18 protein-coding genes are annotated in these 21,215 nt (G+C 67.9%); 7 read left to right on the forward strand and 11 right to left on the reverse strand.

The features are described from left to right. The 4 genes from argC to G6N31_RS07250 are packed head-to-tail and all read right to left on the reverse strand — an operon-like array spanning position 1 to position 5,498. Positions 1-1,044, reverse strand: coding sequence for an N-acetyl-gamma-glutamyl-phosphate reductase (gene argC, locus G6N31_RS07235; RefSeq protein WP_420091252.1), 1,044 nt, complete (start codon positions 1,042-1,044; stop codon positions 1-3). Positions 1,045-1,076: 32 nt separating this feature from the next. Then, positions 1,077-3,575 (reverse strand): phenylalanine--tRNA ligase subunit beta, encoded by a 2,499-nt coding sequence (gene pheT / locus G6N31_RS07240; RefSeq protein ID WP_098005716.1) that lies wholly within the window; start codon positions 3,573-3,575, stop codon positions 1,077-1,079. Then, positions 3,575-4,618, reverse strand: coding sequence for a phenylalanine--tRNA ligase subunit alpha (gene pheS, locus G6N31_RS07245; protein WP_098005718.1), 1,044 nt, complete (start codon positions 4,616-4,618; stop codon positions 3,575-3,577). The genes pheT and pheS overlap by 1 nt, the downstream gene beginning before the upstream one ends. A gap of 49 nt (positions 4,619-4,667) precedes the next feature. Further along, positions 4,668-5,498 (reverse strand): adenylate/guanylate cyclase domain-containing protein, encoded by an 831-nt coding sequence (locus G6N31_RS07250; protein WP_098005719.1) that lies wholly within the window; start codon positions 5,496-5,498, stop codon positions 4,668-4,670. Positions 5,499-5,641: 143 nt separating this feature from the next. Between G6N31_RS07250 and G6N31_RS07255 the strand changes: the two genes are divergently transcribed. Beyond that, a complete protein-coding gene (locus G6N31_RS07255; protein ID WP_098005721.1) occupies positions 5,642-6,697 on the forward strand; it encodes an oxygenase MpaB family protein in 1,056 nt (351 codons plus the stop codon). A gap of 5 nt (positions 6,698-6,702) precedes the next feature. Further along, on the forward strand, positions 6,703-7,944 hold the full coding sequence (locus G6N31_RS07260; protein WP_098005723.1) for an acyl-CoA dehydrogenase family protein: 1,242 nt from the start codon (positions 6,703-6,705) through the stop codon (positions 7,942-7,944). Positions 7,945-8,061: 117 nt separating this feature from the next. On the opposite strand, the gene G6N31_RS07265 is transcribed toward G6N31_RS07260, so the two are convergent. The 6 genes from G6N31_RS07265 to infC form a co-directional block, all read right to left on the reverse strand. Beyond that, the gene (locus G6N31_RS07265) at positions 8,062-8,364 is read right to left on the reverse strand and encodes a hypothetical protein (protein ID WP_098005725.1); all 303 of its coding nucleotides are present in this window, start codon (positions 8,362-8,364) and stop codon (positions 8,062-8,064) included. A gap of 141 nt (positions 8,365-8,505) precedes the next feature. After that, a complete protein-coding gene (locus G6N31_RS07270) occupies positions 8,506-9,696 on the reverse strand; it encodes a PE-PPE domain-containing protein (protein ID WP_163722082.1) in 1,191 nt (396 codons plus the stop codon). 276 nt (positions 9,697-9,972) lie between these two features. Continuing rightward, positions 9,973-10,725 carry a TrmH family RNA methyltransferase gene (locus tag G6N31_RS07275; RefSeq protein WP_163722084.1) on the reverse strand — a complete coding sequence of 251 codons (753 nt, stop codon included), beginning with the start codon at positions 10,723-10,725 and terminating at the stop codon, positions 9,973-9,975. A 23-nt stretch (positions 10,726-10,748) separates the two neighbouring features. Then, on the reverse strand, positions 10,749-11,138 hold the full coding sequence (gene rplT / locus G6N31_RS07280) for a 50S ribosomal protein L20 (protein ID WP_098005731.1): 390 nt from the start codon (positions 11,136-11,138) through the stop codon (positions 10,749-10,751). 70 nt (positions 11,139-11,208) lie between these two features. Further along, the gene (rpmI, locus tag G6N31_RS07285) at positions 11,209-11,403 is read right to left on the reverse strand and encodes a 50S ribosomal protein L35 (protein ID WP_098005733.1); all 195 of its coding nucleotides are present in this window, start codon (positions 11,401-11,403) and stop codon (positions 11,209-11,211) included. A gap of 6 nt (positions 11,404-11,409) precedes the next feature. Further along, on the reverse strand, positions 11,410-12,048 hold the full coding sequence (gene infC, locus G6N31_RS07290) for a translation initiation factor IF-3 (protein ID WP_098005735.1): 639 nt from the start codon (positions 12,046-12,048) through the stop codon (positions 11,410-11,412). 194 nt (positions 12,049-12,242) lie between these two features. Between infC and G6N31_RS07295 the strand changes: the two genes are divergently transcribed. Genes G6N31_RS07295 through G6N31_RS07310 form a run of 4 tightly spaced genes read left to right on the forward strand, consistent with a single transcriptional unit; the run spans position 12,243 to position 17,464 of the window. Then, positions 12,243-12,605: a DUF1844 domain-containing protein gene (locus tag G6N31_RS07295; RefSeq protein WP_098005737.1), complete on the forward strand. Its 363-nt coding sequence runs from the start codon at positions 12,243-12,245 to the stop codon at positions 12,603-12,605. 48 nt (positions 12,606-12,653) lie between these two features. Further along, the gene (lysX, locus tag G6N31_RS07300) at positions 12,654-15,950 is read left to right on the forward strand and encodes a bifunctional lysylphosphatidylglycerol synthetase/lysine--tRNA ligase LysX (protein ID WP_098005740.1); all 3,297 of its coding nucleotides are present in this window, start codon (positions 12,654-12,656) and stop codon (positions 15,948-15,950) included. A gap of 56 nt (positions 15,951-16,006) precedes the next feature. Beyond that, positions 16,007-16,261, forward strand: coding sequence for a hypothetical protein (locus G6N31_RS07305; protein ID WP_098005742.1), 255 nt, complete (start codon positions 16,007-16,009; stop codon positions 16,259-16,261). 45 nt (positions 16,262-16,306) lie between these two features. Then, the gene (locus G6N31_RS07310) at positions 16,307-17,464 is read left to right on the forward strand and encodes a winged helix DNA-binding domain-containing protein (RefSeq protein ID WP_098005744.1); all 1,158 of its coding nucleotides are present in this window, start codon (positions 16,307-16,309) and stop codon (positions 17,462-17,464) included. Here the strand turns inward: G6N31_RS07310 and uvrA are convergent. Beyond that, positions 17,454-20,357, reverse strand: coding sequence for an excinuclease ABC subunit UvrA (gene uvrA, locus G6N31_RS07315; RefSeq protein WP_098005746.1), 2,904 nt, complete (start codon positions 20,355-20,357; stop codon positions 17,454-17,456). The genes G6N31_RS07310 and uvrA overlap by 11 nt on opposite strands. A gap of 173 nt (positions 20,358-20,530) precedes the next feature. Between uvrA and G6N31_RS07320 the strand changes: the two genes are divergently transcribed. Then, a complete protein-coding gene (locus tag G6N31_RS07320) occupies positions 20,531-21,208 on the forward strand; it encodes an MBL fold metallo-hydrolase (RefSeq protein ID WP_098005761.1) in 678 nt (225 codons plus the stop codon). Positions 21,209-21,215 lie beyond the last annotated feature (7 nt).

Below are 21,215 nucleotides of genomic sequence, written 5' to 3' on the forward strand. Positions count from 1 at the left end.
TCACGGTGCCACCCCGACGGTGGACAGTCCGTCGGTCTCCGGCCAGCCGAGCGCGATGTTCATCGACTGCACGGCCGCTCCGCCGGTGCCTTTCACCAGGTTGTCGATGGCCGCGATCGCGACGAAGGTCCCGGCATCCTCGTCCACCGCCACGGCCAGCTGGGCGGCGTTGCTGCCGATCACCGAACCGGTCTTGGGCAACTGTCCGTCCGGCAGGAGGTGGACGAACGGCTCGCTGCCGTAGGCCTTCTCGTAGGCGGCGCGCAGCGCGGACAGGGAGCTGTCGGTACGTGCGGTGCAGGTGGCCAGAATGCCCCGCGAGGTCGGGATGAGCACCGGGGTGAACGACACGCGCACGGGTGTCCCGGCCACCGCGCTCAGACCCTGCGCCATTTCCGGCGTGTGCCGGTGCTTGCCGCCCACGTTGTAGGCGCGCGCGGATCCGATGAGCTCGGCGCCCAGCAGGTCGACCTTCGCGGTGCGGCCGGCGCCCGAGGCGCCGCTGACCGCGACGACGGTGACAGCGGGCTCGACCAATCCTTCGGCCAGCGCGGGCCACAGAGCCAACAGTGCCGCCGTCGGATAGCACCCCGGCACGGCGACGCGCTTGGTGTGGCGCAGCAGATCCCGTCCGCCGGGCAGTTCGGGCAGACCGTAGGGCCACGTGCCGGCGTGCTCGGACCCGTAGAAGCGTTGCCACACCTCGGCGTCGGTGAGCCGGAAGTCGGCACCGCAGTCGACGACCAGGGTGTCCGGGCCGAGTTGCTCGGCCAGCGCCGCCGAATGTCCGTGCGGCAAACCGAGAAACACCACGTCATGACCGGCGAGGACACCGATCTCGGTGGGTTCGAGCACGCGGTCGGCCAGCGGCCACAGGTGCGGATGGTGTTCACCCAGCGCGGAACCGGCGCTCGCGGCCGCGGTGAGCGCACCGAGGGTCAGCCGGCCGTCGGCGTAGGCGGGGTGGCCGAGCAGCAGGCGGAGGATCTCGCCGCCGGCATACCCGCTGGCACCGGCGACCGCGACGGAAGTCATGCCCTGCATCTTGCATGGTTATGCAAGACTATGCAAACTCATTATTTGCGCTGTTGCGCTCCGAACGCCTGGACCGCCGCCTCGACCGCCGCGTCCCGAGCAGCGCTCGCCTCGTCCTCGGTCAAGGTGCGGTCGGGGGCGCGGAACCGCAGCGCCAGTGCCAGCGACTTCCGTCCCTCCCCGACCTGCGGGCCGTTGTACACATCGAAGAGCCGGACGTCCTCCAGCAGCGCTCCGGCGCCGGTCCGGACCGTGTCGATGACGGTCTGTGCCGGCACTGCGTCGTCGACGATGAGCGCAACGTCCTGGAACACCGCGGGGAACGGGGACACGCCGGGTGCGGGCAACCGTTCGGTGATCGGTACCGCATCGAGGTCGAGCTCGACCGCGCATGTGCCCTTGGGTAGGCCCGACCGTTCGATCACCGCGGGATGGAGCTGGCCGGCGTGGCCGATCACCTGCTCGCCGATCAGCACCTCCGCGCAGCGGCCCGGGTGCCAGGGCAGGTACTCCGCGGACCGCAGTACGAACTCCACACCCGCCGCGCGGCCGATGACGCGAACGGCCTCGAACGCGTCGGCGGCCTCCACGCGGCGGCCCGGCCCCCAGGGCCCGGCCGGCTCGCGCAGCCCGGTCAGCACCGCCGCCACGTGTTGCGGCTGATGCGGAAGCGACGCGTCCAGTACCGCGATCTCGTCGTCGGTCGGCCGTCGGTCATTCGGGATGCGCTCCACGGCGCGGGTGTGACCGGTGGGCTCGACCACCTGGGCGATCGCGAACAGCGCGGCGTCGACGGCTCCTCGGGAGACGTTGCGCGACAACGCCTCCAACAGTCCCGGCAACAACGTGGTGGCCAGCTCGGGCCGGTCGGCCTCCAGCGGGTTGAGCACGCGGGTGGTGGAGCGCCGGGCGTCATCGGCGGCCAGCCCCCACCGGTCGAAGATCCCGGACGGCAGGAACGGCGTCGGCAGGATCTCGACGAAGCCGCTGAGCGCCAAGGACTTACCGATCGCCCGGCGGCGCTTCTGGGTCGCGGTCAGTCCGCGCCCCGCCGGCGCGGCGGGCAGGACCGACGGGACGACATCCAGACCCTCCAGCCGCATGACCTCTTCGACCAGATCCGCCGGTTGACGCATATCCGGACGCCAGCTGGGCGGAACGACGGTGACCAGGTCACCGTCGACGGTGACCTCGGCGCCGATTTGGCGCAATCGCTTCTCGGTGGTGCCGGCGGGGTAGCCGACGCCCGCGGTGCGGTCGGGCAGGTCGACCGGCATCGTGACCGCCGGCGGTGACCAGTCCGCGCGGGCCGGCTCGCCGCGCCAGTCCGTCAGCGTGGGTTCGACTGTGCCGCCTGCGATCTCAGCTAGCAGGGCGGCGCAGCGATTCAGGGCGGCAACCGACACCGCGGGATCGACGCTGCGTTCGTAGCGCCGGCCCGCCTCGCTGTAGAGCCGCAATCGGCGCTGGGTGCGCGACACCGCCGCGGGGTCCCAGACGGCCGCCTCGAGCAGCACGTCGGTGGTGGTCTCGCGAACCTCGGTGGTGCCCGCGCCCATCACCCCGCCGATCGCCGCGGTGGCCACATCGTCGACGATCAGCACGTCGGCGGGATCGAGGGTGCGCTCCACATCGTCGAGGGTCACCACGGTCTCCCCCGGCTCCGCGAACCGGACCCGGAAACCGCCGGTGATCAGCGAGCGGTCGTGGGCGTGCATCGGATGGCCGAGCTCGAGCATGACGTAGTTGGTCACGTCGACCGCCGGTGAGATCGCACGGATGCCGCTGAGCAATAACCGGCGCTGCACCCACCAGGGCGACACCGCGTTCGGGTCGATCCCGGCGACCGGACGCAGACCGAAGCGCAGCACCCCGGTGTCGGCGTCGATGGACAGGGGCAGCGCCTCGCCGTCGGCGGGCAGCGGCGGCACTCGGGCCGGATCGAAAGCCGGGTCGGTGAAGTTGAGGTCGTAGGCGTTGGCGATCTCGCGCGCCATGCCCCGCACCGACAGGCAGTATCCGCGGTCCGGTGTGATCGCCAGGTCGAAGACCACGTCGTCGAGGCCGAGCACCGCGTCGGCGGCCGCGCCCGGCTCCGCCGTGCCCGGCGGCAGTACGAGGATGCCGGAGTGGTCGGTGCCGAGATTGAGCTCCGATGCCGAGCAGATCATGCCGTCGGAGGTTCGTCCGTATGTCTTTCGGCTCGCGATCGCGAAATCGCCCGGCAGCACGGCGCCGGGCAGCGCCACCACCACAAGGTCACCCACGGCGAAATTCTGGGCACCGCAGACGATGTCGCGAGGCTGCGGTTCTCCGATGTCGACCTTGACCGCTCGGATGGGTTTCTTGAACTCGGTGAGCTCCTCGATCTCGCCCACCCGGCCGACGACCAAGGGACCGCTGACCGGACCGAGCCGGATGACCTCCTCGACTTCGTGGCCGATCCGGATGAAGGTCTCTTCGAGCTCCTCGGGAGAGACATCCCAGCCGGGGGCGCCGGCCGAGACGATGTCGCGCAGCCAGCTGTACGGAAGGCGCATCAGGCTCCCACCCCGAACGGCAACGAGAAGCGGACGTCGCCCTCGACCATGTCGCGCATGTCCGGGATACCGTTGCGGAACTGCAGGGTGCGCTCCAATCCCATACCGAAGGCGAAGCCGGAATACACGTCAGGGTCGATACCGCAGGCGCGCAGCACATTCGGGTTGACCATGCCGCAGCCGCCCCACTCGACCCAGCCCGGCCCGCCCTTCTTGTTCGGGAACCAGATGTCGACCTCGGCCGACGGCTCGGTGAACGGGAAGAAGTGCGGACGGAACCGGGTGCGCCCCTGCGGACCGAACTGCGCGCGGGCGAACGCGTCGAGGGTGCCGCGCAGGTGCGCCATGGTCAGGCCTTTGTCCACGGCGAGGCCCTCGACCTGGTGGAACACCGGGGTGTGGGTGGCGTCGAGTTCGTCGGTGCGGAAAGTCCGACCGATGGAGATGATGTAGACCGGCAGCTCACGCTCGAGGAGCGCGCGAATCTGTACGGGCGAGGTGTGCGTGCGCAGCACCTGACGCGAACCGTCCGGGGCCACGTGGAAGGTGTCCTGTTCGCTGCGGGCCGGGTGGTCCGGCGGAAAGTTCAGCGCGTCGAAATTGAACTGCTCGGTCTCCACCTCTGGACCCTCGGCAAGCTCCCAGCCCATCGCGACGAAGGTGTCGGCGATGTTCTCGGCGAGGATCGTGATGGGGTGGCGGGCACCGACCGGCTGACGGGTCGACGGCAAGGTCACGTCGATGCGTTCGGCCACGAGCACCGCGGCGTCGCGCTCGGCCCGTAACTCGGCCAGCCGGGTGTCGTAGGCCCGCTGGGTCTCGGTACGCGCGACGTTGACCCGCTTGCCCGCATCGGCCCGCTCGGCTTTGGGCAGCGTGCCCAGGGCCTGCCGCGCCACCGCGACCGGTGCGCGGTCGCCGAGGTGTTCGGTCTTGGCCCGAGCGAGCTCGTCGAGATCGGCGGCCTGCTCGAACGCACGCCGGGCTGCGCTGACCGCTTCGGCCAACGCGTCGTCTGAGAGGTCTACTGGCTGATCAGCCACCCGGCGATCATAGGGGATACCGTCGCGGCCGCTCCGCCTGCGCGTACCTCTACGACGCGTCGGCGGCTTTGAGCCGGTACATCGCGAAGTCGGCGGGAACGCCGTCGGCTTTGTGCGCGAACAGTTGTCGGCGCAACCTGCGTGCGGTCACACCGAGGGTGTCGAAGTCTTCCGGCGGAATACGCTCCAACGTCGCTTGTGAGACCACCAGTTCGCCGCGGGTGGCGCGTTCCATCACGCGAGCCGCCAGGTTCACGTCCACTCCCAGCCAGTCCGAGCCCAGGCGCTGAGGCCGCCCGGTGTGCACGCCGACGCGCATCCGCGGCGTGTAGCCCTCGACGTCGAGCTTCTTGACCGCCTCACGGGCGGTCAGGACCGCGCGCACAGCTGTCGTCGGGTCGGCGAAGACCGCCATCAGCCCGTCGCCCATGCGTTTGACGATGTGGCCGCCGGCTTCCAGCAACGGGGGCTCGACTACCTGCGAGACCCTTCGCAACAACCGCAGCGTCGCGTCGTCGCCTGCGGTCAGCGACCACGCCGAGAACCCCACCAGGTCGGTGAACACGAGCGTCACCTCGGCGTTGGCCGGCCGTCCGGAGACGCGTTCGGTCAGCGCCTGCCAGACCTGCAGCGCCCCCAGGCTCACCTCGCGGGTCACGGCCTCGCGCTCGAGCAGGCGGTCGGCCGCTCGGGCCGCCGCACGCGGGCCACCCACTCCGGCGACCGACAGCGGGTCGCCGAAATCGGGGTCGCCGGGCAGTGCTTTGCGGGCTCGTCGTACCAGCGAGATGACCTTGGTGTGGTGGTTGGCGTTCCTGAACCAGTCGATCGGTCCGGAGGACAGACCGCGTGTCTGTTCACCCGGCGGGTCGTCGTCCACACCGGCCAGCCTAATCGAGGTCGCTTGGGCAGCTAAAGCAGCAGGTCACAGACGTGTGCCGCGGGGGTGGAGGCTGAATAACAGCTCCGGACCGAACCGCCCATTTCGTAGACAACGAATGTTGTCAACATTACGTTGGACATGTGCGATCACCGGCCGGAGCCCCCCAGCCGAGGGCAACTGCGTCCACCGACAACCCACTCGGTCCCGATTCGCTGACGTGGAAGTACTTCGGCGACGTCCGCACCGGCATGCTCGGGGTGTGGATCGGCGCGATCCAGAACATGTACCCCGAGCTCGGTGCCGGGGTGGAGGACCACTCGATTCTGTTGCGCGAGCCACTGCAGCGGGTTGCGCGCTCGGTGTACCCGATCATGGGGGTCGTCTACGACGGCGAGCGGGCCGCCCAGACCGGGGCGCAGATCCGCAGCTACCACCAGACCATCAAGGGCACCGACGCGCAGGGCCGGCGTTACCACGCACTCAACCCCGAGACGTTCTACTGGGCGCACGCGACGTTCTTCATGTTGATCATCAAGACCGCGGAGTACTTCTGCGGCGGGTTGACCGAGGCCGAGAAGCGCCAGCTCTTCGACGAGCACGTGCAGTGGTACCGCATGTACGGGATGAGCATGCGCCCGGTCCCGCGAACGTGGGAAGACTTCTGCGAGTACTGGGACCGCAAGTGCCGCGAAGAGCTCGAAATCAACCAGGCCACCCTCGACATCTTCTCGATCCGGATCCCGAAGCCGCGCTACGTGCTGATGCCGACGCCCCTGTGGGACCAGTTGTTCCGTCCGATGGTCGATGCTCAGCGGTGGATCGCGGCCGGCGTGTTCGAACCGGCGGTCCGGGAGAAGGCGGGTCTGCGCTGGACGCCCGGCGACGAAATCCTGCTGCGGCTGTTCGGCAAGGCCGTCGAGCTCGCATTCATCGCGGTGCCCGACGAGATCAGACTGCATCCGCGGGCGGTCGCCGCCTACCGGCGCGCACAGGGCAAGATCGACGCAAATGCCCCGTTGGTGGAGGCCCCCTCCTTCATGGCACCGCCGCGGGACCGCAGGGACATGCCGATGCACTACGTCCCACCGCGCAGAGTCCCACCGCACAAGTCGCTGCTCAACCGCGTCGGCTCGCTCATCCACACCACGTTTTCGCTAGCCGGTGTGCGGTCGCCGAAGGCCGATAGGGCAGCCTGAAGGGCATGCTGGAATGGTCTGACGTTGATCTAGCCGTGCGCGACGCTGTCCGCGAGTTCGTGGACAAGGAGATCCGGCCCCATCTCGACGCGCTGGAAAGCGGCGAGATGGAGCCCTACCCCATCATCCGCAAGCTGTTCGCGACGTTCGGCATCGCCGACATGGCCCGAGACTCGCTGAACAAGCGGCTCGAACGGCTGCGCAACGGGGACGTGTCGGACTCGAAGAGCTCCGGTGGCGGCATGTTCGGCGGTGGCGGTTCGCCCGGAATGGGCTTCGTGGTGGTCAGCGAACTGTGCCGGGTCAGCATGGGCGTGGTCACCGGGATGGGCGTCAGCCTCGGGCTGACCGTCCCGACCATCATGAGCCGCGGCACACTGGCCCAGCAGGAGCGCTGGCTGCCGGATCTGGTGACGTACGACAAGGTCGGCGCGTGGGCGATCACCGAACCGGACTCCGGCTCGGATGCGTTCGGTGGCATGAAGTCCTATGTGGTGCGTGACGGGAACGATTACATCCTCAACGGCCAGAAGACCTTCATCACCAACGGACCGGACGCCGATGTAGTGGTGGTGTACGCCAAGCTCGACGAAGGTGATCCGTCGATCGACAAGCGCGACCGCAAGGTGCTGACCTTCGTGCTCGACAAGGGCATGGAGGGCTTCGTGCAGTCGAAGCCGTTCCACAAGATGGGAATCCATTCCTCCCGGACCGGTGAGCTGTTCTTCAACGACGTCCGGCTCGGCAAGGACCGGCTGCTCGGCGAGACCGAGGACAACAGCGCCGGCGACGGCCGGGACAGCGCGCGGTCGAGCTTCTCGGCCGAACGAATCGGGGTCGCGGCGATGGCGCTCGGGGTCATCGAGGAATGCCTCCGACTGAGTGTGGACTACGCGAAGTCACGGACGTTGTGGGGTCAGGAGATCGGCCAATTCCAGCTGATCCAGCTGAAACTGGCCAACATGGAGGTTGCGCGGATGAACGTGCGCAACATGCTGTTCCGGGTGATCGAGGCGTCTGAAGCCGGAAAGCCCGTCTCGTTGGCCGAGGCCTCGGCGATCAAGTGGTACTGCTCGCAGGCGGCCACCGACGTGGCCATGGAAGCAGTGCAGCTGTTCGGCGGCAACGGCTACATGAGTGAGTATCGGGTGGAACAACTTGCCCGCGATGCGAAGTCGCTGATGATCTACGCCGGCAGCAACGAAGTGCAGATCACTCACGTGGCCAAGGGACTGCTGCGCGGCTGAGGCGCGACGTCAGCGCCCCACCAGACGGCGCGTCCCACCGGACTCGCGCGGCGCCCATGCCCGGAGATGCCCGGCTCACAGCGACTCCGCAGCGACAGCGAGGCCCGAACCCATCGGTCACGCGGCGCCGTGTCGTGCCGCTTGCTGCAGCTCCCACACCCGCAGATCGATGCGGTAGGCGGTGGCCCGCGGCACGTAGCCCTGCCGGTACCGACCGCGGCCGACGCGAATCACCCGATCGCGCGCGCATTCCCAGCGCAATGCATCCGATACCACTTTCGAGGCCCGGTCGCCCACCTCGAATCCCTGGCAGTCCAGCCAGTCCACGAGCTCGTCGACGGTCACCAGCCCGCGCTCGTGAATGTAGGTCGTCAGCAGGTACCTCAGGTCGAGACCACGCACCAGCACCCTGTTCCGCATGACCAGACCATGGCACGCCGGACTGACAGGATGTCGGTGTCGCTGCGGTGTCGCTAGGAGCCGGGCAATCGCGCAAACGCATGTCGCAGGCTGCCGCTGAGGCGGTGCCCCGACGCTGCTCGGTAGCTGCGTCCGAGCCGCTCATTCGCCGGCGTCGGAGTCCTCGTTGTCTTCGGGCGCAACACCTTCGCTGCTGGTGTCGTTGATCGGCGACGGCTCTGGGTCGCCGATGGTCGGTTCGGCCGACTCCTCGGCCTGCGGGACGTTTCGGTCTCGATCGATCAGATCGCCTTCGGCGTCACCAGACACTGCAGCTTCCTCTTCGAGGCTCCACTCGACATCGATCCGGTCTTCCTGCTCCCCGCTCACAGCAGCGGGCTCGACGGGATCGTCCTCGTGCTGAGTGACCTCGAGCACGGGTGGCGGCGCATCCGGATACTGGCCGAACACCTCGAGGCGCTGTTCGCTGACCACGGGCTCGGCGTCCGGGGTTGGGGTCGCCGGCGGCGGCCGTAGCGGCTCGGGAATGCCGACTGTCATCTTGGGCCTGAAATAGGCCGAGTCGATGATCGGTCGCAGCAGCGCGTCCATGAAGCTGATGAACTCTGGGGCGAACCCGGCGTCCTCCCAGGACTTCAGCAGCGGCAATCGTTCGGTGGGAATGAGCACATGAGTCGTCGTCCCACCGAGATCGTTGGCGATCTCGACGAATTCGGTTGGGTTGGTTCGGATGTCGAAGAACGCGCGGTCGACGTGGAGTTCTACAGCGCCCATGATGGCATTGAGAACGGCGAGGAAGTTGAGCCAGTTGTGCGGGAAATCGGTGAGTCCGTCGTATTCCGCCGCCACGGTCAGCACGTCGTAGGGCGTCTCCGGCAGCGGGATGTATCGGGCACCGCCGAGGGAGAGCACCATCCGGGCGGGATAGGCGTACACGAATGCCGTCAGTTCGTCGTCCGCCGGACGGGCGGGGTCGTTGCTCAGTCGGCGCAACACGTCATAGACAGCCGGCGCACTCTGAGAAACAGCCCCGATTAGCTTCACCCCCGAGGTCGACTGCACTGCGTCGTAGAGATTTTGGGCGCCCACCTCGATCGACTCCTGAAAGTCCTCCGACCCCGGGAAGGGCACGTTGACCCGCAGATAATCGGCGAACAGTCCGCCGAACGCAGTGCGCATCTGCTCATCGGTGAGCTCCGCGTAACCGCCCTTTCCCCCGACGAGCAGTGCAGTCGGCGACGTCGATTCATCTGCCAGCGTTGTCCAACTCCACTCGCTGGTAGCGGCGACATCCCCCGGCCCGCGAACGACGACCGGAGAGACGCCCAACATGACGACACTGAGGAGTACGCATATCCGGTACATGGCCCACCCGACCCATCCACGCGAACGGATAGAAGCTTGCTGATACTGAGAAAGTTAAGCCCCAGGCTTCGAGGACGACAATGGACTAAAGTCCTCTTTTTGCCCTATGAACTCTGGGTTCTGTGAAACAGGTAGGATTTTCTGCGCGTTATTTGGTGTTTTTGGCAAATAGATTTTTGTTGTCCGACTGGGCCGTCGGCGGTGCCGGTGGAAAATTGCGGCTGCTTGCCCTTTCGAGGCGCGTCAGCCGTGCGACTGTCGGTGCGCCCGCGCGCTCTGATATAGACAGATGGCCGCGGCCGCCCCCACGTTCAAGCTTTCCGCGCTCCCCGACATCGGAATGCGCACCCTCAAGTCCGCGGCCGCCGCCGTCTCGGCGGCAAGGCCATGGGCCTCCGGGCCGAAGAGCCACGCGGTCGGACCGGACAACGGGGCGTCGTCGAGGGACACCTCGCCGTCAAGAGTGGTGGCGAGCACCGTCAGTCCGGCGTCCCGCAGATCCCCGAGCAGCGCCGCGGTTTCGGGCGCCTCGATCACCGGCAGCGCGAAGATGCTGCCGGCCGACGATCGCAGGCACTTTGCGTTGTACGGGTCCACGCTGTCCCCCGCCAGGATCAGCGCATCGGCTCCCATGGCGTCGGCGAGTCGGATGAGAGTACCGGCGTTTCCAGGGTCGGCGGTCTGCACGGCGACGGCCACCAGACGCGGCCGGGCTCCGAGGACCTCGGCCACGGACGCCTCGGGCATCCTGCAGACCGCTATCAGACCCACCGGAGTCACGGTGTCCGAGAGCGACTTCGCCGCACGCTCGGTCACCAGCTGGATCGGCACATCGGCAAGCAGGGCACGGAACCGGTCCGCAGCCGTCTCGGTGGCGAAGACCTCGGAAACCAGTCCGCGCCGCAACGCTGCCTCGACGAGGTTGGGGCCCTCGGCGAGGAAGCGTGCGGCGCGGCGGCGCCCGGTGTGGCGGTGCAGCTTGGCTGCCGCGACCACCCGGGCAGAGCGCTCGGTGAGCGTCAGGCAGCCTCGCCCGACGGAGCGTTGACATCAGCGGGCAGGGCCGCCTTGGCGACCTCCACCAGCGCGGTGAAGGCGGCCGCATCGCTGACCGCGATCTCCGCGAGGTTCTTGCGGTCCACCTCGACGCCGGCGGCCTTGAGGCCCTGGATCAACCGGTTGTAGGTGATGTCGTTGGCGCGGGCTGCCGCGTTGATGCGCGAGATCCACAACTTGCGGAACTCGCCCTTGCGGGCGCGGCGGTCCCGGTAGGCGTAGGTCAGCGAATGCAGCTGCTGCTCTTTGGCCTTGCGGTACAGGCGGGACCGCTGACCGCGGTAGCCCTTGGACGCCTTGAGGATTGTGCGCCGCTTCTTCTGCGCGTTGACTGCGCGCTTCACGCGTGCCATGGGGTGTTCCTATCTCGTACGGGTCGGTGCTGGGGCGGCGGAGCCGCCGGTTCGGCTGGACGGGTGCGGATCAGCCGTTCAGCATCTTCGCGATGCGCTTGGCGTCATTGCCGGACACCGTGGTGCGGCCTTCGAGCCGACGCGTGCGGGTGGAGGCTTTGTGCTCCAGCAGGTGCCTGCGGTTTGCCTTCTGCCGCACGATCTTTCCCGTGCCGGTGCGACGGAACCGCTTCGAAGCTCCGCTGTGGGTCTTCGCCTTGGGCATGTTTCCTCAGTTCTGTGGGTTGGTCTGGTTGTCGGCCTGCGCGCCCTCGGATCCCCGAGCCGGCGTGTCGGCATCGTGCGCCGCCTTGGCGCGAGTCTTCGCGCCGCGGTGCGGTGCCAGCACCATCGTCATGTTGCGGCCGTCCTGCTTGGCGGACGTCTCGACGAAGCCGTACTCGGCCACGTCGGCGCCCAGGCGTTGCAGGAGCCGGAAGCCCAACTCGGGCCGCGACTGCTCGCGTCCGCGGAACATGATCGTCACCTTGACCTTCGACCCTGCTTCGAGGAAGCGGATGACGTGACCCTTCTTGGTCTCGTAGTCGTGCGGGTCGATCTTGGGACGCAGCTTCTGCTCTTTGACGACGGTCTGCTGCTGGTTCTTGCGAGACTCGCGCGCCTTCTGCGCCGTCTCGTACTTGTACTTGCCGTAGTCCATGATTTTGCAGACCGGCGGCCTGGCGTTCGGAGCTACTTCGACGAGATCGAGATCGGCGTCCGCGGCGACGCGGAGAGCATCTTCGATGCGCACGATGCCTACCTGTTCACCGCCCGGTCCGATAAGGCGGACTTCAGGTACACGAATGCGCTCGTTGACGCGGGTCTCAGTGCTGATGGGGCCTCCTATGTTGTCCTCAGGAGTCCCCACGCCATCGGCACCCTGCTCCTCCGAACAGAAAGCCCTGCTCGGAGCAGGGCCCAGTGCCGACCAGAACAGACATCGTCGATGCCTGTGACCGGACCGCTGTACCTTCGAATCATCATCGGCCAGCGGTGGGAGTGGGACTCCACTTTGTGCGCCCAGCGTTCGCCGGGGCGGTCGCGCGTGCAAGTCTAGCAGCTATGACCGATGTTCCCGCACCCGACGAACCCGTGGGCCCCGCGCCCGTCCGTGAGCTCGCCGACGTTCCCGCCGTGGAGGTCATCACCCGCGCCGCGGTCATGTTGATGAGCGCGGCCGCGGAGAAGCTGGGTTTGTCGTCGGACGACCCCGATGACAGCCCGCACCGCGACCTCGACGAGGCGCGACGCCTCATCACGGCGCTCGCCGGGCTGGTCAGCGCTTCGGCCGAGTACCTGGGCCCGCACGCCGGTCCGGTCCGCGACGGTCTCAAGACACTGCAGTTGGCCTTCCGCGAATCCAGTGCGGCGCCCGACGAGCCCGGCAAAGGTCCTGGAGAGAAATACACCGGGCCGGTCTGGTAACGCCGAAATCCGCGGTGCGAGCGGGTTTCGCGAATAGTGTCGCGGCCTATGACGCAGATCACCGCCGTGCGGACACGGTCGACGTCCGGCTACCGGTGGGTGCCGGCCGCCGCCGGCTGGATCGTCGGCATCATCGCCACGCTGTCGCTGCTGGCGAGCATCTCTCCGCTGGTGCGGTGGATGATCCGGGTGCCGCGTGAGTTCGTCGACGACTACATCTTCAACTTTCCCGACACCAGTTTCGCGTGGGCCGTCGTGCTGGCCCTGCTGGCCGCGGCGCTGGCGGCCCGCAAACGCATTGCGTGGTGGATTCTGGTCGGTTACTTCGTCGGCGCCGGGATCTGGAACGTCGGTGAACTGATCGACGGCGGCCAGCGGTGGCCGCAGCACGTCGGCGAGTTGATCGGCCTCGCCTTTCACCTGGCGGCGGTCGTGTTCCTGCTGCTGGCGCGCAAGGAATTCTGGGCGAAGGTGCGCCGTGGCGCCTTGCTGAAGGCGGCGGTGGTGTTGGTCGCCGGAATGGCGGCCGGGACGCTGATCGGGTGGGCGCTGCTGGAGGTTTTCCCGGGCACGCTCGCCCGCCCGTACCGGTTCTGGTACGCGCTGAACAGGGTCAGCGCTTTCGCCGGTGCGGATGCGGACGCCTTCTCCGGCGAGCCGCACGTACTCGTCAATGCGGTGCTCGGTCTGTTCGGTGCGCTGGCGTTGGTTGCGGCGGCGATCGTGCTGTTCCAGTCGCAACGCGCGGTCAATGCGTTGACCGGTGAGGACGAGTCGGCCATCCGCGGCCTGCTCGAGGTGTACGGGAAGAACGATTCGCTCGGCTACTTCGCCACCCGGCGCGACAAGGCCGTCGTGTTCGCCGCCAGTGGACGCGCAGCCGTGACCTACCGGGTCGAGGTCGGGGTGTGCCTGGCCAGCGGCGACCCGATCGGTGATCCCAAGGCCTGGCCGCAGGCCGTCGACGCATGGCTGCAGCTGTGTCAGCGCTACGGGTGGGCCCCCGGGGTGACGGGTGCTTCCGCGGCCGGCGCGCAGGCCTTCCGCAACGCCGGCCTCAGTGCCCTGCAACTCGGCGACGAGGCGATCCTGCACACCGAGGATTTCCGGCTCTCCGGCCCGGACATGCGCGCGGTCCGGCAGGCCGTCACCCGTGCTCGACGCGCCGGAGTCACCGTCCGGATGCGCCGGCACCGCACCTTGAGCAGCGACGACATGGCGGCGGTGATCCGCCGCGCAGACGCCTGGCGCGACACCGACGACGAACGCGGATTCTCCATGGCCCTGGGCCGGCTCGGCGATCCCGCCGACGGGGACTGCCTGCTGGTCGAAGCGGTCGACGGCGACGAGGTCGTCGCGATGCTCTCGCTGGTGCCGTGGGGCCCCAACGGGGCGTCGCTGGATCTCATGCGTCGCTCGCCGCAGTCGCCCAACGGGACCATCGAGTTGATGGTCAGCGAGCTGTGCCTGCGGGCCGAGGAGGTCGGCATCGCCCGGGTCTCGCTGAATTTCGCGATGTTCCGGTCGGCGTTCGAACAAGGCGCCCAGCTGGGCGCCGGGCCGGTCGCGCGCCTGTGGCGGGGGCTGTTGGTGTTCTTCTCCCGCTGGTGGCAGCTGGAGACGCTGTACCGGTCGAACATGAAGTACCAGCCGGAGTGGGTGCCGCGGTATGCGTGTTACGAGGATGCCCGCGAGGTGCCGCGGGTCGGTGTGGCGTCGGTGATCGCCGAAGGGTTTCTGGTGCTGCCCTTTTCCCGCCGTCACGACCAGCCGCACACCGGCCAGCACGTCGCGGCCCCCGGCGCGCTGGTCGCCACCGGCCTCCTGCACAGCGACGGCACCGCACCCGACCCGGACACTGAACTGGGCACCTTCGACGATCCGCAGCCCCGCCTGCCGGAGCAGGTCCGAGTTCGGATGGCCAAGCTGAAAGCGTTGCAGGACAACGGCACCGACCCGTATCCGGTCGGCGTACCGCCGAGTCACACTATCGCTGAGGCGCTTTCGTCGGACGAGGGATTCGAGGTGACGGTGGCCGGACGGGTGCTACGGCTGCGCGACTACGGAGGTGTGCTCTTCGTCCAACTGCGCGACTGGTCGGCAGAGGTGCAGCTGGTGCTCGACGATTCGCGTCTCGACGGGACCTGCGCGGACTTCACCCGGGCGATCGATCTCGGCGACCTGATCGAGGCCACCGGCGTCATGGGCCGCAGCCGGTCCGGGGTCTGGTCGGTGCTGGTGACCCGGTGGCGGCTGATCGGCAAATGCCTGCGCCCGCTGCCCGACAAGTGGAAAGGGTTGACCGACCAGGAATCTCGCGTGCGGGCTCGCTACGTCGACCTGGCCGTCAACAGCGAGGCCCGGGAGTTGATCCGAGCACGCAGCGGTGTACTGCACGCCATCCGGGAGACCCTGGTGGGAAAGGGGTTCCTGGAGGTCGAGACGCCGATCCTGCAGCAGATCCACGGCGGCGCCAACGCTCGGCCCTTCCTGACTCACATCAACGCCTACGACCTCGGCCTCTATCTGCGTATCGCCCCGGAGCTCTACCTGAAGCGGTTGTGCGTCGGCGGAGTCGAACGGGTCTTCGAGTTGGGGCGGGCGTTCCGCAACGAAGGAGTCGATTTCAGCCACAATCCAGAGTTCACCCTGCTGGAGGCTTATCAGGCGCACGCCGACTACCAGGTCTGGATCGACGGGTGCCGGGAGCTGATCCAGAACGCGGCGCAGGCCGCCAACGGTGCTCAGGTCTTCCTGCGGCCACGTCGGGACGGCGTGCTCGAACCCGTCGACGTCTCCGGCTCGTGGGCGGTGAAAACCGTCCACGATGCGGTCTCGGAAGCACTCGGCGAACACGTCACGGCTGAGACGGACCTGACCACGTTGCGCCGCTTCTGTGATGCCGCCGGGGTGCCGTACCTGACCCACTGGGACGCCGGTGCGGTCGTCCTCGAGTTGTACGAGCATCTCGTCGAGGGACAGACCCGGGAACCGACGTTCTATCAGGACTTCCCGACGTCGGTGTCGCCGCTGACCCGGCCCCATCGCAGCATCCCGGGGGTCGCGGAGCGGTGGGACCTGGTGGCGTGGGGTGTGGAGCTCGGAACGGCCTACAGCGAGCTGACCGACCCGGTGGAGCAGCGGCGCCGATTGCAGCAGCAGTCGCTGCTGGCGGCCGGCGGTGATCCCGAGGCGATGGAGCTCGACGAGGATTTCCTGCAGGCGATGGAGTACGCGATGCCGCCGACCGGCGGGCTGGGCATGGGGGTAGACCGGGTGGTCATGCTGATCACCGGTCGGTCGATCCGGGAAACCCTGCCGTTCCCGCTCGCCAAACCCCGGTAGACCTACCTCTATCGCGGCCCCTTCTGAGTCGGGGGATGTCGCGATACGGTGGCGTCATGCCCGAACAGGCGACGCCCGAACCGGAACCCGTCGCGCCCGAGGAGACCGGTTACACATCCGACGGGGTGCCGACCTTCGACTCCGTGCGCGAGAAGATCGAGACCCGCTACGGCACCGCGATCGGGTCGGCCGAGCTGGCGTCCGAGACGCCCGAGGGCCGCGCCGTCGAAGAGCAGTACGACGCTCGGCAGCGAGCCGCCGCCGAGCGGCTGGCCGAGATCCGCAAGTCGATGACCGGCGACGATCAGTAGCTCCTGAAACGCTGACTGTCGGAGCCCGCAGCTAGCGTCGGGTTCATGCAGCGGTTCACCGTCGAACAGCGACGTGCCCGTCTGGCGCGGCGTCATCATCTGCTGGCGCCCGCCGACTCCGTCGAGGCGGTGACCGGCGCGCTGGTCGGCTTGCATGCCACCGATCCGGCCACCCCGCACCTGTCGTTGTGGGCGCGGCGGTCCGGCTACACCGTGGACGACTTGAATGGCGCCCTCTACGAACGCCGTTCACTGGTCAAACACCTCGCGATGCGGCGCACCCTGTGGGTCGTTCGCCCGCAGGACCTACCTGAGGTGCAGTCCGGGGCCAGCGACCGGGTGGCCGCCAACGAGGCCCGTCGGCTGGCTGCCGACGCCGAGAAGTCGGGGGTAGCCGCTGACGGGAATGCCTGGCTGGAGACGGCGTGCGCCGCGGTGCTCCGCCACCTGCACGCGGCGGGCCCCTGTTCGGCGCGGCAGCTGCGCGAGGCCCTTCCCGAGTTGACCGGCACCCATGACCCGGCGCCGGGCAAACCGTATGGCGGCGAAGGGCATGTGGCGCCGCGCGTGTTGACTGTGCTGTCGGCACGCGGCGAGATCCTCCGCGGACCGAACGACGGTGGCTGGACGACGTCACGACCGCAGTGGGTCACCGCCGGCCAGTGGCTGCCGCCCGCGGACGCCGTGACCCCGGAGCGGGCTCGCGCGCAGCTGGTTCGGCGCTGGCTGTACGCGTTCGGCCCCGCGACGGTCACCGACCTGAAGTGGTGGTTCGGTACCACGCTGGGCTGGGTCCGCCGGGCGCTGGCCGAACTCGACGCCGTCGAGGTCGCCATGGACGGCACCGTCGGCTACGTGCTGCCCGGTGACGACGGGTCCGATCCCGAACCCACCGAGTGGTGTGCGTTACTGCCCGCGCTCGACGTCACCACGATGGGTTGGTCGGAGCGCGACTGGTACCTGGGACCACACCGTGACGCGGTGTTCGACCGCAACGGCAATGCCGGCCCGACGGTCTGGGTGGATGGCCGCGTCGTCGGAGCGTGGCGTCAGGATGCCGACGGCGACGTCGAACTGATCCTGCTCGAGGATGTCGGACGCTCTGCGCGCGAAGCACTCTCGGAGCGAGCCCACGCGCTCACGCACTGGCTGAACGGGGTGCGGGTCAATCCCCGCTTCCCCTCCCCTGCGATCAAGCGCTGACCTTGGTCCTTCGGCGCGCCTTGGGTTTCGGCCGGGCCATGCCCAAGGTCTCGGCCAGGAAATGCCCGGTGTAGCTGTCGGGGTCGACCGCGACGTCTTCCGGGGTCCCGGTCGCGACCACGGTGCCACCACCCGACCCGCCCTCGGGACCCATGTCGATGATCCAGTCCGAGGTTTTGATGACGTCGAGGTTGTGCTCGATGACGATGACCGTGTTGCCCTTGTCCACCAGCCCGTTGATCACCGTCAACAACTTGCGGATGTCCTCGAAGTGCAGACCGGTGGTGGGCTCGTCGAGGATGTAGATGGTCCGCCCGGTCGATCGCTTCTGCAGCTCGGAGGCCAACTTGACGCGCTGCGCCTCGCCGCCGGACAGGGTCGGCGCCGGTTGGCCCAACCGCACGTAGCCCAGACCGACGTCGACCAGCGTCTTGAGGTACCGGTGGATCGAGCTGATCGGCGCGAAGAAGTCCGCGGCCTCCTCGATCGACATGTCGAGCACCTCGGCGATCGTTTTGCCCTTGTAGTGCACCTCGAGTGTCTCGCGGTTGTACCGGGCGCCCTGACACACCTCACACGGCACATACACGTCGGGCAGGAAGTTCATCTCGATCTTGATCGTGCCGTCACCCGAACATGCCTCGCAGCGGCCGCCCTTGACGTTGAAGGAGAACCGGCCGGGCTGGTAGCCGCGGACCTTGGCCTCGGTGGTCGCGGCGAACAGGGTCCGGATCTTGTCGAACACACCGGTGTAGGTGGCCGGGTTGGACCGCGGAGTACGCCCGATCGGTGACTGGTCGACGCGGACCAGCTTGTCCAGGTGGTCCAGCCCGTTGACCCGCGTGTGCCGCCCGGGCACCAAGCGGGCCCCGTTGAGCTTGTTGGCCAACACCGACGCCAGGATGTCGTTGACCAGCGTGGACTTGCCCGAGCCGGACACCCCGGTCACCGAGGTCAGCACACCCAGCGGGAACGCGACGTCGATGCCACGCAGATTGTGTTCACGCGCACCGACGACGGTGAGCTGGCGCTTCTTGTCCGCGACCCGCCGAAACGCCGGGACCTCGATCTCCTCCTTGCCCGCGAGATACGCCCCAGTGATGGAGTTCGGGTTCTTGAGCAGGTCCGCGTAGGTTCCGCTGTGCACGATCTGGCCGCCGTGCTCACCGGCCGCCGGACCGATGTCGACCACCCAGTCGGCATGGGCGATGGTGTCGAGATCGTGTTCGACCACGATCAGCGTGTTGCCGAGGTCGCGCAGCCGCACCAGGGTGTCGATCAGCCGACGGTTGTCGCGCTGGTGCAGACCGATCGACGGCTCGTCGAGCACGTAGAGCACGCCGACCAGGCCCGACCCGATCTGGGTGGCCAACCGGATGCGTTGTGCTTCGCCGCCGGACAGGGTGCCCGCGGCCCGGGACAACGACAGGTAGTCCAGGCCGACGTCGAGCAGAAAACCCAGCCGGGACTGGATCTCCTTGAGCACCTGACCGGCGATGGCGGCCTCCCGGGTGCCCAGGGTCAGCGCGTTGAGAAACTGCGCGCATTCGGCGATGGACAGTTCGGCCACCTCGGCGATGGACTTCGCGCCGAAGGCGCCCGCCGTCATCGTCACGGCCAGGATCTCGGGCTTGAGCCGGGTGCCGTCGCACTCGGGGCACGGCACGTCGCGCATGTAGCCCTCGAGCCGCTCCTTCATCTGCTCGGAGTCGGTCTGCTCCATGCGGCGGTGCAGGAACGCCATCACGCCTTCGAAGTCGGCGTAGTACGACCGGGTGCGGCCGTAGCGGTTCTTGTACCGCACATGCACCTGCTCGTCGCAGCCCTCGAGGATCGCCTTGCGCGCCTTGGCCGGCAGCTTCTTCCACGGGGTGTCGACGTCGAAGCCCAGTTGATCGCCCAGGCCGGAGAGCATTCTGGTGAAGTACTCGGCGGTGTGGCCCATCGACCACGGGGCGATGGCGCCCTCGGCCAGGGTGAGGTCGGGATCCGGCACGACCAGATCGGGGTCGACCTCCTTCCTGATCCCCAAGCCCAGGCACTCGGGGCAGGCACCGTAGGGCGAGTTGAACGAGAACGACCGCGGCTCCAGGTCGTCGACCGCCAGCGGGTGACCGTTCGGGCAGGCCAGCTTCTCGGAGAAACGCTGCTCGCGGTGGGGATGATCGTCCTCACGATCGACGAACTCGAGCACCACGATGCCGTCGGCGAGGTTCAGCGCCGTCTCCACCGAGTCGGTCAGACGCTGCTTGGCGGTGGCCTTGACCGTCAGCCGGTCGACCACCACCTCGATGTCGTGTTTCTCCTGCTTCTTCAGCTTCGGCGGGTCGGTCAGCGAGTGCACCACACCGTCCACCCGTACGCGGCTGTAACCCTGCGTGTTGAGCTTGTCGAACAGGTCCACGAACTCGCCCTTGCGGGTGCGCACCACCGGCGCGAGCACCTGGAAGCGCAGTCCCTCGTCCATGGCCAGCACCTGGTCGACGATCTGCTGCGGGGTCTGCCGCGCGATACGTTCCCCGCACACCGGGCAGTGCGGAGTACCGGCACGCGCATAGAGCAGGCGCAGATAGTCGTAGACCTCGGTGATGGTGCCCACCGTGGAGCGGGGGTTGCGGTTCGTGGACTTCTGGTCGATCGACACCGCGGGCGAGAGCCCCTCGATGAAGTCGACGTCAGGCTTGTCCATCTGCCCGAGGAATTGCCGTGCGTAGGCCGACAGCGACTCCACGTAACGCCGTTGTCCCTCGGCGAAGATGGTGTCGAAAGCCAGCGACGATTTACCGGAGCCCGAGAGTCCGGTGAACACGATCATGGCGTCGCGCGGCAGGTCGAGATCGACACCGCGCAGGTTGTGCTCCCGGGCACCCTTGACGATCAGGCGGTCGGCCAACGATGTCCTTTCAAGTCATGCCCATAGCGATCCCGAACGCAACGGGACGCAATTCAGACCCATGCTATGTGTGCCCACCGACACGACCACCGACACGTTGCGCGCCGAGGGTTCCGTCACGTTTACCCGACGGTCTCTCCACGGGCCTTACCAGGCAAAGTAACGTGACGGCCATGACAGTCGTCGACGAGAACTACACGGGCCACGTCGAGCCCCGCACGGCGGCGCGGCGCACTCTCCCCGGCGCATCGATCGTGAAGGTGTCGGTCGGCCCCATGGATAACAACGCCTACTTGGTGACGTGTTCCCGAACCGGTGACACATTGCTGATCGACGCCGCCAACGACGCGCCGATCCTGCTCGAGCTCATCGAGCGCTACGCACCGAAGCTGTCGCTGATCGTCACCAGCCACCAGCACCAGGACCACTGGCTGGCGCTCGAGGAGGTCGTCCGCGCGACCGGCGCCCCGACCGCGGCCCACGCGCTCGACGCCGGGCCGTTGCCGGTGTCGCCGGACCGGCTGCTCGCCGGCGGCGACACCGTCGACGTCGGCGCACTGCAGTTCGATGTGATCCACCTGCGGGGCCACACCCCCGGCTCGGTGGCGTTGGCGTTGAGCGGGCCGCCCACCGACGACCGGGTGCATCTGTTCACCGGCGACTGCCTGTTCCCCGGCGGTGTCGGCAAGACCTGGAAGGACGGGGACTTCGAACAGTTGCTGGGCGATGTCACCAGCCGGGTATTCGATGTCTTCTCAGATCAGACCGTGGTGTATCCAGGACACGGCGATGACACCATGCTCGGGACCGAGCGCCCGCATCTGGACGAATGGCGTGAGCGTGGCTGGTGACTCAAAG

The organism is Mycolicibacterium duvalii, assembly GCF_010726645.1.
In the GTDB taxonomy this organism is placed as follows: Bacteria; Actinomycetota; Actinomycetes; order Mycobacteriales; family Mycobacteriaceae; genus Mycobacterium; species Mycobacterium duvalii.

Excerpts from the sequence above, each read along its gene's own strand:
- argC (WP_420091252.1), bottom strand. The coding sequence starts at position 1,044 with ATGCAGGGCATGACTTCCGTCGCGGTCGCCGGTGCCAGCGGGTATGCC.
- pheT (WP_098005716.1), bottom strand. The coding sequence starts at position 3,575 with ATGCGCCTTCCGTACAGCTGGCTGCGCGACATCGTCTCGGCCGGCGCC.
- G6N31_RS07260 (WP_098005723.1), top strand. The coding sequence starts at position 6,703 with ATGCTGGAATGGTCTGACGTTGATCTAGCCGTGCGCGACGCTGTCCGC.
- G6N31_RS07265 (WP_098005725.1), bottom strand. The coding sequence starts at position 8,364 with ATGCGGAACAGGGTGCTGGTGCGTGGTCTCGACCTGAGGTACCTGCTG.
- G6N31_RS07270 (WP_163722082.1), bottom strand. The coding sequence starts at position 9,696 with ATGTTGGGCGTCTCTCCGGTCGTCGTTCGCGGGCCGGGGGATGTCGCC.
- rplT (WP_098005731.1), bottom strand. The coding sequence starts at position 11,138 with ATGGCACGCGTGAAGCGCGCAGTCAACGCGCAGAAGAAGCGGCGCACA.
- rpmI (WP_098005733.1), bottom strand. The coding sequence starts at position 11,403 with ATGCCCAAGGCGAAGACCCACAGCGGAGCTTCGAAGCGGTTCCGTCGC.
- G6N31_RS07295 (WP_098005737.1), top strand. The coding sequence starts at position 12,243 with ATGACCGATGTTCCCGCACCCGACGAACCCGTGGGCCCCGCGCCCGTC.
- lysX (WP_098005740.1), top strand. The coding sequence starts at position 12,654 with ATGACGCAGATCACCGCCGTGCGGACACGGTCGACGTCCGGCTACCGG.
- G6N31_RS07305 (WP_098005742.1), top strand. The coding sequence starts at position 16,007 with ATGCCCGAACAGGCGACGCCCGAACCGGAACCCGTCGCGCCCGAGGAG.
- G6N31_RS07310 (WP_098005744.1), top strand. The coding sequence starts at position 16,307 with ATGCAGCGGTTCACCGTCGAACAGCGACGTGCCCGTCTGGCGCGGCGT.
- G6N31_RS07320 (WP_098005761.1), top strand. The coding sequence starts at position 20,531 with ATGACAGTCGTCGACGAGAACTACACGGGCCACGTCGAGCCCCGCACG.